This is a genomic window from Nitrosospira multiformis, assembly GCF_900110185.1.
Taxonomy (GTDB): Bacteria; Pseudomonadota; Gammaproteobacteria; order Burkholderiales; family Nitrosomonadaceae; genus Nitrosospira; species Nitrosospira multiformis_A.
In genome coordinates this window covers 262,276-275,684 of sequence record NZ_FOCT01000004.1, presented here as the reverse complement: position 1 = coordinate 275,684, position 13,409 = coordinate 262,276, and the positions used below count along the sequence as shown (strand labels likewise).

Genomic DNA, 13,409 nt, shown 5'->3' with positions numbered 1-13,409 from the left:
CCCGCAAACAGCACCCCACACGCAAGCGTAACCAGCCTCAGCCAAGGCTTCATTAACATCTGCTTCTCTCCTTTACTCCGTAATGATGTTGTTGTTTATCAGGAACGTTGAACAAGTCCTTGCAAAAGGACGTCGCAGAGTAAAATCGGGATAACCGGAAAGCGCAAGAAATGCTGCAATTCCGCGAAATCATTCAATGTTCCCCGGATATTTGCATCACCGCATCCATATTGAATACGGCTCCCCCTTGCACATATCCGCTGCGCCGGAAAGACCCGTGTAACCGGGTCAGACCAAAACAGCGCGTAGCCTAACCGGACACACATCCCATGTCAAGAAAATTGAGATCAGACCACGAGCCTGAATATGACAGCCGCAAGTCCCCCCAGCAGCAGGATACAAACAGTAAGCAGCATTTTCACCCGAACCCGGAAAACCTCGATTGCCTCGACCATCAGAGCGTTCTGCTCGGCGAGCGACTTTATCAATTCGGCGGAAGATCTCTGCTCATCGCTCAACTCGATGAGTTTTGCCTCTAGGAAACGAACGCGTTTATCCAGGCTGCCCGAGATATCTCCTGTCTGCCAATCGGCCGAGAAATCGGCTGTTTCCTTCTTTGTGGCAGAAAAAAGGTGTTTGGCCGCCTTTACGATATGCGGTGCGGATTCCACCACATTCCCCCAGGGAATGATTTTTAACGCTGTCATCCAGATTGACATATCCAAGTCTCCACGTTCATTTCAAAAAGTGCGTGGCAAAATCTTTTGCGCGCTTACATCTTAGCCAAGACCTTTGCGACTGTCTCCCCTATGGCCGAGGGGGTGGGGGAAATGGTGACGCCCAGTTCTTTCAAGATGGCAACTTTTTCCGCAGCGCTTTCACCCGCCGCTGAGATAATCGCACCCGCATGTCCCATGCGGCGACCTTCCGGCGCTGTCAGGCCGGCAATATACGCCACGAGGGGTTTGCTCATGTGGTCTCTGGAGAAAATACCTGCCTCGACTTCCTGGGGTCCTCCAATTTCTCCAATCATGACCACTACTTTTGTTTCCGGGTCCTCTTGGAATCTCTCCAGAATATCGCGATGCGAACTGCCAATAATCGGGTCTCCACCAATCCCAACCGATGTCGATATGCCGATGCCCAATGTCCGCATTTGATCCGCGGCTTCGTATCCCAACGTTCCGGAACGGCCAACGACGCCCACATCTCCCGCCATGTAGATATGGCCCGGCATGATTCCCAGCATCGCCCTGCCCGGGCTGATCGTACCCGCACAATTCGGCCCGGTAAGTACCATGCGTTCTTCGATAGGAAAGCGGCGTAAAAAGTTCTTGACCGTCATCATATCCTGCGTAGGAATACCGTCAGTAATGGCAACGCAGTATTTGATGCCTGCGTCGGCTGCTTCCATGATTGAGTCCGCTGCAAATGCTGGAGGCACAAACACGATGCTTGCATTCGCACCGACTTGCTGAACAGCCTCTTTCACCGTATTGAAAACCGGTCGCCCCAGATGCTGTTGCCCCCCTTTACCGGGAGTTACACCGCCGACAATGTTGGAACCGTAATTGATCATATCCTGTGCATGAAAGGTACCGATCTTGCCGGTGAAACCCTGAACTATGATCCGTGTGCTCTCATCAATTAAAATCGCCATTTATATCCCTTTGCACTCTTCCGCAACCGCGCCATTGCGCGCCTGGACAACCTTCTCGGCCGCTTCCGCCAGCGTTCCCGCTGTGATGATCGGCAAGCCGCTTTCGGCAATGATCCGCTGGCCCTCCTCGACATTGGTGCCCGACAAGCGCACGACCAGCGGGATTTTCATATCGATATTTCTTACCGCCTGCACGACGCCTTGCGCAATCCAGTCGCAGCGGTTAATACCTGCAAAGATATTGACCAGCATCGCCTTGACTCCTTTATCAGCCAAAACCAGGCGAAATGCCTTTTCCGTACGCTCGGCGGATGCGCCCCCTCCCACATCAAGGAAATTTGCCGGCTCACCGCCCGCAAGCTTGATCATATCCATCGTCGCCATGGCGAGCCCAGCGCCGTTTATCATGCATCCGATGTCACCGTTCAATCCGATGTAGCTCAACCCATGATCGGAGGCTGCTACCTCCCGCGGATCGGCTTGTGTTTTATCACGCAATTCGGCAACCTCGTGCCGGCGAAACAAGGCGTTTTCGTCGAAGCTCATTTTTGCGTCAAGAGCAATGAGTTCACCACTCCCGGTGACCACGAGGGGGTTGATTTCCACCATGCTCGCATCCAGATCACGCAAGGCGCGGTAGCAGCCCCGAATGGTTTTAACGGCATGAGGCAGTTGTGCCGCTTCCACGCCTAGTGCAAAAGCCATCTCTCTCGCTTGAAAATCCTGCAACCCAACTGCGGGTTCAATAAAAATCTTCTTGATGGCCTGGGGATTTGTATGAGCCAACTCCTCGATTTCCATTCCACCCTGTCCCGAGCCTATCATGACGATGCGCTCCGAACTTCTGTCTATCAGAAAGCAGAGATACATCTCCCTGGCAATGTGCGTGCCCGCTTCCACATATACCCGTGTACACACCTTCCCCACAGCTCCAGTCTGACGGGTCACCAGAATCTTTCCCAGCAACTCCTCAGCTGCCGCCCGGACTTCGTCATGAGTCCTGCATACCTTGATGCCGCCCGCCTTGCCGCGGCCCCCTGAATGGATCTGCGCCTTCACCACCCATACATTGCCGTCGATTTCCCTGGCACGCTGCACACTTTCTTCTATCGTATATGCCAACCCCCCTTCCGCTGTCCTGACCCCATACCTCATTAAAATTTCTTTTGCCTGATACTCATGTATATCCAATGCGTCACCTTATTTATCAACAATAATTTTCACTATTCCCCGGGGTCATGGCTCTCGCAATCCAGGAAGCTTCATGGATTCCCTGAATTGCTCAAGCACAAAGCGAACCTGCCTGATGGAAACGGAAACGGCGTCACACTTCACAGTAATGTACCCGCCAACCTGAGTCTCCCCGGCAGGATCAGAAGAAAAAGAAAGACCGCTCGATGCGGTCGGAAGTGTGCTATGTCGCGGTTGCGCCTATCGCCTCTGCCATTTTTACCACGTTATTGGCCATTCTTGCGGATGCGGCATCGATCAGGCGCCCGTCCAGCGCGGCTGCCCCTTTCCCTTGAGCTGCCGCTTCCTGCAGGGCCGCGAGGATACGTTGTGCTTTTTCAATTTCGGATGGAGGTGGCGTGAAAACCTCGTTGGCAAGATCGATTTGCGACGGATGGATAGCCCATTTACCTTCACAGCCCAAAGCGGCAGCTCGTCTGGCCGCCGCTTTATAGCCTTCCGGATCCTTGATATCGCCAAAAGGACCATCTATCGGTCTCAAGCCATAGGCACGGCAGGCGACAGTCATCCGACTGATGGCAGCATGCCACTGGTCCCCGGGATAGTCCGGATTGAGGCCGCCGATGTTTGTCGTTCTGGCGCGATTGCTGGCGGCGTAATCCGCCACGCCGAAGTGGAGCGCCTCCAGCCGTCCGCGCACACCATTGCGCGCAATGTCTTCCACATTCGCCATACCCAGCGCCGTTTCAATCAATGCTTCAATGCCTATCCGGTTTTTCAGTCCCTGCTGCATCTCCAGCTGGTTGAGCATGGCTTCAACCATATAGACATCCGAATATACTCCCACCTTCGGGATTAGTATGGTATCCAGTTTGTGGCCTGCTTTTTCGACCACATCCACCACATCCCGAACCATGAACTGGGTATCCAGACCGTTTATCCGTACCGAAACAGTCACCCCGTGACCTCTCCAATCCAAGTCGTTGAGCGCCTCGATAACGTTTTTTCGCGCCGTCAACTTGTCATCCGGGGCAACGGCGTCTTCGAGATCGAGAAAAACGAAATCCACACCACTTTTCAGGGCTTTCTCGAACATGCCAGGGTTTGAACCGGGAACAGCCAGTTCACATCGTTGCACACGAATGACAGAGGCTTCATATAGTGTATGACTCATTTGCTCCTTCCTGATTGAGTTATTTAATTTTGGAGACGTGATTGGGAGGGGAACTGGCGCGGCCGGATTGCGGGAGACATCCTGGCTCGGCGCTGCTTATCGTTGTGATAAATAACGCACTATTTTACTTTTGAAGAAGGTAATATTCAATTTAACTTTTATGAAAGGGATTGAAATCAGGATTAAATAAGGGAAAAAACCCTACCTTTCGCAATGCGTGGATACACACATGTCATGGGAACGGACGCTACTGTTTCTGGTATTTGGAAACGGCCCGGTTATGATCAGACAGATTGCTGGAAAAATGAGACTCTCCGTTCCCCTTCGCAACAAAATACAACGCGTCGGTCGTTGCGGGATTGAGCACGGCGCGGATTGAAGCCAACCCAGGCAAGGCAATGGGAGTTGGCGGCAGACCAGGACGTGTGTAAGTGTTATATTCCTGGTCGCTCAAGAGATCTTTTTTACGCAGGTTGCCATCGAATTTATCACCCAAACCATAAATAACTGTCGGGTCCGTCTGTAGCAACATGCGTGACCGCAAGCGGTTGATAAACACGGCTGCGACCATTCTGCGATCATCCTCCCGACCTGTTTCCTTTTCAACGATCGATGCCAGGATCAGGGCCTCATACGGATCTTTCAGAGGAAGGTTTACTGCCCGCTGTGCCCAGGCGATATCCATGTGGTTGCGCATGGCGTGGTAGGCGCGTTTCAATACTGCAACATCGCTGCTCCCGCGGGCAAAGAAATAGGTATCCGGAAAAAACAACCCCTCTGCCGCAGTCTCGGTTGCTCCGATCAGCCGCAGAATCTCCCCGTTGCTCAGGTGAGTGGTCTGGTGGCGGAGAGCGGGGTGCTCATCCAATATTCGCCTGAGCTGGGAAAAAGTCCAACCCTCGATGAATCTGATTTCACTCTGGCTGCTATCACCCCTGGTTATCCGCTGTAGCAACTGAAATGGCGAAATGCTCGCAGTGATCTCATAGTCTCCCGCCTTGAGTGATGTAGCGACACCCATCAAGCGCGACAACAGGACAAAAGACCAGGCGTCAGGTAAAACACCGGCATACGCCAGTTGATTGGCGATGGTTTTTACACTGCTGCCTTGCTCGATCGAAAATTCATAAGGAACGATGGGAAGCTCGACGGGTTTGCTGACCCTATACCCCACCCATGCGGAAAAGAGCGCCGTTCCCAGAAAAACGACGCGGATGAAGCGCTTCAGTAGTTTCGCCACAAAGCAGAAATCAGGCTCTTCGGAAAATCAAGGTGCCATTTGTACCACCAAAACCAAATGAGTTCGACATTGCCACATCGATCTTCATTTCTCGCGCATGGTTGGGAACATAATCCAGGTCGCACTCCGGGTCCTGATCGAAAATATTGATCGTGGGAGGTGAAACCTGGTGGTGTACGGCCAGTGCGCTGAATATTGCTTCTACCCCGCCTGCTGCACCGAGCAGATGACCCGTCATGGATTTTGTAGAATTCATCACGAGCTGTTTTGCATGCTCTCCAAAGCATCGCTTTACTGCAACGGTTTCTGCAACATCCCCTAACGGCGTCGATGTACCGTGGGCATTGATGTAGTCGACGTCATCTGCGTTCAACCCGGCATTTCGGAGCGCATTCGTCATGCAACGCGCGGCACCCTCCCCGTCTTCGGAGGGTGCAGTCATGTGGTACGCATCGGCACTCATGCCAAAACCGGCAAGCTCAGCATAAATCCTGGCTCCGCGACGTCTGGCATGCTCCATCTCTTCCAGCACCAGAACACCGGCTCCCTCGCCCAGGACAAAACCATCGCGGCCCTTATCCCATGGCCGACTGGCAGTGGCAGGGTCATCATTACGGGTGGAAAGCGCTCGTGCTGCCGCAAATCCCCCTATCGCAAGGGGTGTTACACAGGATTCCGCTCCACCCGCGATCATCACATCCACATCGCCATATTCTATCAGCCGGGCTGAATCCCCCACACAATGGGTAGCGGTGGTGCAAGCGGTGACAATGGCCAGATTCGGTCCTTGAAAACCATACATGATGGACAGGTTACCTGCGATCATGTTGATGATGGTGCTGGGAATGAAAAATGGGGAAATCTTGCGCACACCACCAGCGTGATAGGCGTCATACGTTCCCTCGATCATGGACAGTCCCCCGATACCGGAGCCGATATTGACGCCGATTCGTTCAGGATCGAGATTGCTGGCGGCTATGTCTTCAATACCCGCATCCTTTACCGCCTGAATCCCTGCAGCCATGCCGTAATGAATGAACACATCCATTCGACGCGCGTCCTTGGCGGTAAGATAATTCGTGATATCAAAACCTTTGACTTCTCCAGCTATCTGAGAAGCGAAGGGGGAAGAGTCGAAACGGCTGATTCGAGTAACCCCGGATTTTCCGGCAAGAATATTGGCCCAGGCATCTGAAACCGAATTACCGACCGGCGAGATTATGCCTAGTCCGGTGATCACTACCCTACGTTTCGACAAAGTGACTCCGATATGGATTTACTGGGAACAAAATCAGTTGCTGTGAGAATTGATATAGTCGATTGCCTGTTGAACAGTATTTATTTTCTCAGCCTGTTCGTCAGGAATTTCGCACTCGAATTCCTCTTCCAGCGCCATCACAAGCTCCACTGTATCGAGCGAATCGGCGCCCAGATCATCCACAAAGGAGGATTCGCTTTTGACATCAGCCTCGTTCACGCCCAATTGCTCCGCTACAATTTTTTTTATACGTTGTTCCACGTTTTCCATCTAGATAACCTCTCTCCGTAAGAAAAAACGCCGCCATTCTAGCAAGTTTTCCATATTAGTAAAATCGACGCATTCCAGACTGAAGACCCCGGACATCAAACTCATCCCTGAAAGCCGCATACCCACGTACCGCGGCTGGATGAAGTGGAATCCATTTATGGTGCGTCGTTCCCGTTGCTAATCCATATACATTCCGCCGTTCACGTGAAGGGTCACGCCCGTTATGTATTCGGCAGCGGGTGAGGCAATAAAAGCCACTGCTGCCGCCACATCCTCGGGACGTCCAAGTCTTCCAACCGGAATCTGCTGAAATAATACCTGCTGTTGTTTTTCTGTAAGGGATTGAGTCATGTCTGTTGCAATGAACCCGGGCGCGATACAGTTGACCGTGATATTGCGACCGGCTACCTCCCGCGCCAGGGACTTGCTGAAACCGAATATTCCGGCCTTTGCAGCGGCATAATTGGCCTGGCCGATATTTCCGGTAGTGCCGACTATCGAGGAAATATTGATTATGCGCCCGTAACGAGCCCTCACCATTGACCTCAGCACGGCGCGGCTCAAGCGAAACACAGATTTGAGATCCGTTTCCATGATCTCATCCCATTCCTCATCCTTCATGCGGAGAAGCAGGTTGTCGCGGGTGATGCCGGCATTATTCACCAGGATTGCGATCCCGCCAAATTCCTCTTGTACTGCCTTGACAACACTCTCCACCTGGGGAGCATTATTCACGTTCAATGCCATCCCCGTGCCCTTGAAGCCAGCCTCTTTCAAGAAGTGATCGATATTTCGGGCGCCCTCCTCGGTTGTCGCTGTACCGATGACGGTAATCCCCTGCCTGCCGAGTTCAAGGGCAATGGCTTGTCCGATTCCCCGGCTGGCACCGGTTACAAGTGCTATCTGATTTTGCAGCATGATCTTCCAGTACGTCGTTCAATGATGAGCAATGCGGCCCTGCTTGACCTTTATCCTGCCAAAGCTGCCGCATGACCAAGCGCTGCATCGTCGATCAATGCGAGGCTCTGCAAATTGGCATCTATACGTTTGTTGAGTCCTGACAGGACTTTGCCGGGTCCGCATTCCACCACATGATGGATCCCGGCGTCGGAAATAAAACGGATGATCTCCGTCCAGCGGACGGGACTGAACAACTGCCGGACCAGAATTTCCTTGATGCTCTCAGTATCCTCGTGCTGTTTCACATCCGCATTGTGCAATAGCGGGATTTTGGGTGAACGAAGCGTGACTTGCGCCAGTTGTTGACGCATTTTTTCCGCTGCGGGTTTCATCAGAGAGCAGTGCGAAGGAATGCTCATGGGCAATATGACAGTCCGCTTCGCGCCTTTAGATCTTGCCACTTCCATGCCGCGAACCACCGCGTCTTTGTGCCCCGCAACCACGACCTGCCCGGGTGAATTGAAATTTGCCGGTTCCAGCGACTCCCCATCCGATGCTTCTGTAACCTCCTGGCAGATCGACCGTACGACGTCATCATGGAGTCCGAGAATCGCCGCCATCGCGCCCACTCCTTCAGGTACAGCCCGCTGCATTATCTCCGCGCGAAAGCGTACCAATGGCAAGGCGTCAGCAAAAGACAATGCCTCGGATGCCACCAGCGCTGTATATTCCCCGAGACTGTGGCCCGCCACGAAAGACGGCCTGACTCCGCCCAGCGTTTGCCACGCCCGATAAACCGCTACCCCGGCAGTCAGCATCAGCGGCTGGGTATTAACGGTCAGGTTGAGGGTTTCGGCCGGACCGTCGCATACCATTTCCCACAAATCCAGCTTCAACACATCGGATGCTTCAGCAAAAGTCTGCCGTACCACCGGAAAACTGTCGTATCCAGCCATCATCCCTATGGACTGAGACCCCTGTCCCGGGAAAACACATGCAAATTTAACCTGTGCGCTCATCAGTATCAGTACCCACCCTTCGACAGTTCCATCTGCGGCAGGTAACGAGAAAAACCTTCGAGCCGGGGAAAGAAAAGTTGTTAAACCCGGCTGAAAAGGGAACTGAAACAAGAATAATTAAAATGCAGGAGTCAAGCAGCAGGAGCTGGCTACCAGCGGATCAATGCCGCTCCCCAGGTAAAGCCTCCCCCCACGCCTTCCAGAAGCACATGCTGACCGGATTTGATGCGTCCGTCACGGGCAGCGATATCGATGGCCAATGGAATCGAGGCGGCGGAAGTATTGCCATGCTTATCCACGGTGGCGACGACCTTATCCATGGGAATACCGAGTTTTTTTGCGGTCGAAGCAATAATACGGATATTGGCTTGATGCGGGATCAGCCAATCGATATCCGACGACTCCAGGTTGTTTTCAGTCAAAGCCTCGTGTACGACTTCTTCAAGAACCTTTACCGCAAACTTGAAAACCGTATTACCCTCCATCACGACAAAGGGTTTACCTTGTACTTTGCCGCCACAGATGTTAGCCGGCGCGGAAAGGATCTTGCTCTGACTCCCGTCCGCATGCAAATGCGTCGAAAGGATTCCGGGCCGTTCATCGCCCGTCAACAGCACAGCACCCGCACCATCACCGAACAGCACGCAAGTGCTGCGGTCGCTCCAGTCCAGTATGCGTGAATAGACTTCTGCGCCGACAACCAGCGCCGTCCGGCATTTCCCGGCTCGAATGAACATATCTGCAGTGGCAAGCGCGTAGATAAAACCGCTGCACACCGCCTGCACATCAAATGCGGCGCAATCCCCGATACCGAGCTTGTCCTGCAGAATGCACGCCGTGCTGGGAAAGATCATGTCGGGCGTAGTGGTGGCGACAATTACCAGTTCGATCTCCCGCGCATCGATCCCACCTGCCTTTATTGCTTCACGGCTCGCGTTCAAGGCAAGATCACTCGCCATCTCCGAGTCGGCGGCGATATGCCGTTGTGCAATGCCAGTACGAGTCCGAATCCACTCGTCGCTCGTGTCGACCATGCGCTCCAGATCGTGATTGGTGAGAATTTTCTCAGGCAGATAACTGCCCGTTCCAATGACTCTGGCGTACTTCATACCGGGCTCTCTTCCGGGAGCGACCGGCGGTATGAGGAGGATTGCATGGATTGATGCGATAATTGCGCCACTCGCTCGCTTATATGGCGCAACATGCCGCCCCGTACTTCATCCACGGCGCGCGCAATTGCAAAGCCGAATGCGCTCTTGTCAGCCGAACCATGGCTCTTGATGACGATGCCACGGAGTCCCAGCAAGCTGGCACCGTTGTAGCGCCGGTGATCGACGCGGCGCTTGAAGGCACTGATCACGGGCAGGGCGATAAGTCCCGCAAGTTTGGTGAGAAGGTTTCGCCTGAATTCTTCGCGCAGGTAATGGGAAAGCATTTGCGCCACGCCCTCCGAGGTTTTCAGCGCAACATTGCCAACGAAGCCGTCGCACACAACCACATCGGTCGTTCCTTTATAGATATCGTTTCCCTCGATATTTCCATAGAAATTAAGCCCACTGTCACGTAGCAGTTCCGCCGCGCGCTTCACCACATCATTTCCTTTGATCTCTTCCTCGCCGATATTCAACAAACCGATACTCGGTTTTTCCTTGTTCTCGATACTCGATACCAAGGTAGCGCCCATCACACCGAATTGAAGCAGGTGCTCAGCAGTGCAATCCACGTTTGCGCCAAGATCAAGCACATAGGTGTGCCCTCTCATGGTAGGTAATACCACGGCAAGTGCTGGCCGGTCGATGCCGGGAAGCGTCTTCAACACAAATCGGGAAGTCGCTAACAACGCTCCAGTGTTACCGGCGCTGACACAGGCCTGGGCTTCGCCGCTCTTGACCAGATTGAGCGCAACGCGCATCGAAGAATTTTTTTTACCCCGCAATGCCGTGGCCGGAGACTCATCCATGCTGACAACCTCGCTTGCAGCATGAATCCTGAGCCGAGGGCTCTGCGTATACCTCAGGGCGCGCAATTCGGATTCAATAACATCAGGCAACCCTACCAGAACCACGTCGATTGCGGGGTTGCGTTGGAGATAGCTGACGGTTGCGGGAACCGTCACATGGGCGCCGTGATCGCCGCCCATGCAGTCTACAGCTACGGTTATAGTCAATTTCTGCCCTTGAGGCCGGAATAAACTTCGGACCGAAAAATCAACAGGCGAAATTCAATCTTCTTTTGTTTTGATGACCTTTTTGCCGCGATAGTAGCCGTTGGGGCTGATGTGATGGCGCAAATGCACCTCACCCGTGTCGGAATCAACCGACAAGGGCGTCGTCCTCAGGAAATCATGTGATCGGTGCATGCCCCGCTTGGAGGGGGACTTCTTGTTTTGTTGCACTGCCATAAATTCAACTCCTCAATAAATTCAATGTGTTTTTTTCAATGCCGCCAGAGCGGCAAAGGGAGATGCTTCCCTTGTTGCTTTCCCATCCTCCCGTCCGCCAGGCATACATTCGTCCTGTTCATGGCGTGGAGATACGGGCAGAGCCAGAATGATCTCATCCTCGATAAGCAATAGAACGTCCATTTCGGGCTGAGCCAGAATACAGTCCACCAATTCGTCCTCATCAAGACTCTGGAGCTCTTGCTCATTTTGCGCCAGTAGCAACTCTGTATGGATGTCGAGCACATGCTCGAGTTCCTCCAGACAACGCTGGCATTGGAGACTGACGACACCTTGAATGTCTACGCGCAAAACTGGCCTTCCGTTTGCATCCAGCGCTCCAGTAACTGCATATTCCAGTTCACCGGAATTATTAGCCAGATAGTCCTGCAGGCGCTGAAATCTGGCAATCGCGATCTTACCACGGCGCACTTCCGCATTACATGCGAAATCCAGGGAATCTATGACAAGCGGGACAGCCATAAACGTTACGCTCTTGTCTCCTACCGGCTTCAAAATCTCGCTGCCTTTTCGGAAATACCCCGGATGATAGGGTTACCGGACATAAGACATAACCTTATATGCTTTATATCCGCGAGCCCCGCCTGGTACTCAATTGATGTCAGCGCGTACTTGGTATTACAATCCCGGTGAATTTGCAGCGTTATACGGCGCGCATGATATATTTTTTGCCCTTGAGTGTCAAAAAAGCTCTTCCCCTTCAAAATAATAAACATTGAAAACACAGCAGATTGCGCCACAGCTTATATTAGGGTCCAGTTCCATTTATCGCCGGGATCTTCTCCAGCGCCTGCAGATCCCCTTCGACGTCAGTAATCCGGATATCGATGAAACGCCTCTGCCCGAAGAAACTCCGGACGCCACTGCCGTTCGCCTGGCTGCTGCGAAAACCCGTGCAGTTGCAGCAACTCATCCCGGCGCTTTAATTATTGGCGCCGACCAGGTTGCGGTTTTCGAAGGTATCCAGCTCGGAAAACCCCTGAACCGTCACAACGCCACTCGGCAGTTGCAGCTTATCCGTGGAAAAGAAGTTTCGTTTTATACTGCACTCTGCCTTTTCAACAGCGACCAAGGCACTATGCAGGCGCGCCTCGTGCCCTCTCGCGTCAAATTCCGTCTATTAAGCGACCGTCAGATAGAAAATTATCTCGATAAGGAACAACCCTATCATTGTGCCGGCAGTTCGAAGCTCGAAGGGCTCGGGATTGCGCTGATAGAGCATATGGAAAGCGAGGATCCCACCGCATTGATCGGTTTACCGCTGATTGCGCTTGTTGAAATGCTGACGCTTGAAGGTGTCGAGATAGTTTGAGTATAGGAACGCTCTATCTCATCCCTACCCCACTGGGCAACGGCGATATTGGCTGGACAGTGCCTCCCGCGGTCCGTGAATGTATTGCCCGGCTTGATCATTATATTGTCGAGCATCCAAAAACAGCCAGACAATTCCTGAAACAGGTGGGCTGTGCTCTCCCTTTGCAGCAGATCACCATGCAGGTGTTGGACGAACACACTCACGCCAGGGAGTTTGAGAACCTGCTTGCGCCACTGCTCACGGGAATAGATACAGGATTGTTATCGGAGGCTGGCTCCCCCGCAATAGCCGATCCGGGAGCTGGATTGGTGCGCCTCGCCCACCAGAAGAATATCCGAGTAGTTCCTCTCGTCGGTCCCTCCTCCATTCTTCTCGCGCTGATGTCCTCCGGATTGAATGGCCAGCGCTTTGCGTTTCATGGCTACCTGCCGGTTGAAAATAGCAAGCGTATAAAAAAAATCGTTGAACTGGAAAAAGACTCCATCACCGGCGATCAAACCCAGATATTCATCGAAACGCCTTATCGCAACCAGAAGCTGCTAGAGGCGATCACTGCCACCTGCCGCGAAGGAACGGATCTCTGTATCGCATGCAACCTTACCCTTACAGACGAATTCATCGCAACCAGGAGCATCAAGGAATGGAAGCGCGTCTCGCCCGACCTCAGCAACAAACCGGCTGTCTTTTTATTGCATGGAGGCGCCCGAGAGCGTAGCCCGAAGGGCCCCCAAGCGGGATTGGGCAGGGCGCCCTGAAGCGAAGCACGAGGGACCCGCGAAGCGGGATCGGGCAGTGGAGGGGCGCCGTGACCGCGCCCTATGTCAGGGTATACGCTTAGAGGAAGCGTATCGTCAGACAAAATATACTTTTCCCCGCGCGGTCGCTTTGCAGGTTCAATCTCGGGAGAGGAGTGTCGCTACT

At 53.2% G+C, this 13,409-nt stretch carries 15 protein-coding genes; 2 read left to right on the top strand and 13 right to left on the bottom strand.

Annotation, left to right across the window (positions count from 1 at the left end; genetic code table 11):
• Positions 1 to 347 precede the first annotated feature (347 nt).
• The 13 genes from BMY01_RS06870 to BMY01_RS06810 all read right to left on the bottom strand — a co-directional run bounded on the left by BMY01_RS06870 (position 348) and on the right by BMY01_RS06810 (position 11,668).
• The gene (locus BMY01_RS06870; RefSeq protein ID WP_074745563.1) at positions 348 to 719 is read right to left on the bottom strand and encodes a hypothetical protein; all 372 of its coding nucleotides are present in this window, start codon (positions 717 to 719) and stop codon (positions 348 to 350) included.
• A gap of 53 nt (positions 720 to 772) precedes the next feature.
• The gene (gene sucD, locus BMY01_RS06865) at positions 773 to 1,660 is read right to left on the bottom strand and encodes a succinate--CoA ligase subunit alpha (protein ID WP_074745560.1); all 888 of its coding nucleotides are present in this window, start codon (positions 1,658 to 1,660) and stop codon (positions 773 to 775) included.
• The gene (locus tag BMY01_RS06860) at positions 1,661 to 2,851 is read right to left on the bottom strand and encodes a malate--CoA ligase subunit beta (RefSeq protein ID WP_074745558.1); all 1,191 of its coding nucleotides are present in this window, start codon (positions 2,849 to 2,851) and stop codon (positions 1,661 to 1,663) included.
• Positions 2,852 to 3,074: 223 nt separating this feature from the next.
• Positions 3,075 to 4,025 carry an HpcH/HpaI aldolase/citrate lyase family protein gene (locus tag BMY01_RS06855; protein ID WP_074745556.1) on the bottom strand — a complete coding sequence of 317 codons (951 nt, stop codon included), beginning with the start codon at positions 4,023 to 4,025 and terminating at the stop codon, positions 3,075 to 3,077.
• A 247-nt stretch (positions 4,026 to 4,272) separates the two neighbouring features.
• On the bottom strand, positions 4,273 to 5,265 hold the full coding sequence (gene mltG / locus BMY01_RS06850; protein ID WP_074745554.1) for an endolytic transglycosylase MltG: 993 nt from the start codon (positions 5,263 to 5,265) through the stop codon (positions 4,273 to 4,275).
• A gap of 10 nt (positions 5,266 to 5,275) precedes the next feature.
• A complete protein-coding gene (gene fabF / locus BMY01_RS06845) occupies positions 5,276 to 6,523 on the bottom strand; it encodes a beta-ketoacyl-ACP synthase II (protein WP_074745551.1) in 1,248 nt (415 codons plus the stop codon).
• Positions 6,524 to 6,556: 33 nt separating this feature from the next.
• On the bottom strand, positions 6,557 to 6,793 hold the full coding sequence (gene acpP, locus BMY01_RS06840; RefSeq protein ID WP_011380423.1) for an acyl carrier protein: 237 nt from the start codon (positions 6,791 to 6,793) through the stop codon (positions 6,557 to 6,559).
• A gap of 177 nt (positions 6,794 to 6,970) precedes the next feature.
• The gene (gene fabG, locus BMY01_RS06835) at positions 6,971 to 7,711 is read right to left on the bottom strand and encodes a 3-oxoacyl-ACP reductase FabG (RefSeq protein WP_175463221.1); all 741 of its coding nucleotides are present in this window, start codon (positions 7,709 to 7,711) and stop codon (positions 6,971 to 6,973) included.
• Between the two features lie 50 nt (positions 7,712 to 7,761).
• Positions 7,762 to 8,712, bottom strand: coding sequence for an ACP S-malonyltransferase (gene fabD / locus BMY01_RS06830; protein ID WP_074745547.1), 951 nt, complete (start codon positions 8,710 to 8,712; stop codon positions 7,762 to 7,764).
• Positions 8,713 to 8,861: 149 nt separating this feature from the next.
• Positions 8,862 to 9,821 (bottom strand): beta-ketoacyl-ACP synthase III, encoded by a 960-nt coding sequence (locus tag BMY01_RS06825; RefSeq protein ID WP_074745545.1) that lies wholly within the window; start codon positions 9,819 to 9,821, stop codon positions 8,862 to 8,864.
• Positions 9,818 to 10,879, bottom strand: coding sequence for a phosphate acyltransferase PlsX (plsX, locus tag BMY01_RS06820; RefSeq protein ID WP_074745543.1), 1,062 nt, complete (start codon positions 10,877 to 10,879; stop codon positions 9,818 to 9,820). The genes BMY01_RS06825 and plsX overlap by 4 nt, the downstream gene beginning before the upstream one ends.
• Positions 10,880 to 10,933: 54 nt before the next feature.
• Positions 10,934 to 11,113: a 50S ribosomal protein L32 gene (rpmF, locus tag BMY01_RS06815; RefSeq protein WP_074745541.1), complete on the bottom strand. Its 180-nt coding sequence runs from the start codon at positions 11,111 to 11,113 to the stop codon at positions 10,934 to 10,936.
• 21 nt (positions 11,114 to 11,134) lie between these two features.
• Positions 11,135 to 11,668 carry a YceD family protein gene (locus BMY01_RS06810; RefSeq protein ID WP_254772638.1) on the bottom strand — a complete coding sequence of 178 codons (534 nt, stop codon included), beginning with the start codon at positions 11,666 to 11,668 and terminating at the stop codon, positions 11,135 to 11,137.
• A gap of 220 nt (positions 11,669 to 11,888) precedes the next feature.
• Here BMY01_RS06810 and BMY01_RS06800 point away from each other — a divergent pair, with 220 nt between their 5' ends.
• Both BMY01_RS06800 and BMY01_RS06795 read left to right on the top strand, forming a co-directional pair.
• Entirely contained in the window at positions 11,889 to 12,485 is a 597-nt protein-coding gene (locus BMY01_RS06800; RefSeq protein ID WP_074745535.1) for a Maf family nucleotide pyrophosphatase, read from the top strand.
• Entirely contained in the window at positions 12,482 to 13,243 is a 762-nt protein-coding gene (locus BMY01_RS06795) for an SAM-dependent methyltransferase (RefSeq protein WP_074745533.1), read from the top strand. The genes BMY01_RS06800 and BMY01_RS06795 overlap by 4 nt, the downstream gene beginning before the upstream one ends.
• Positions 13,244 to 13,409: the final 166 nt, after the last annotated feature.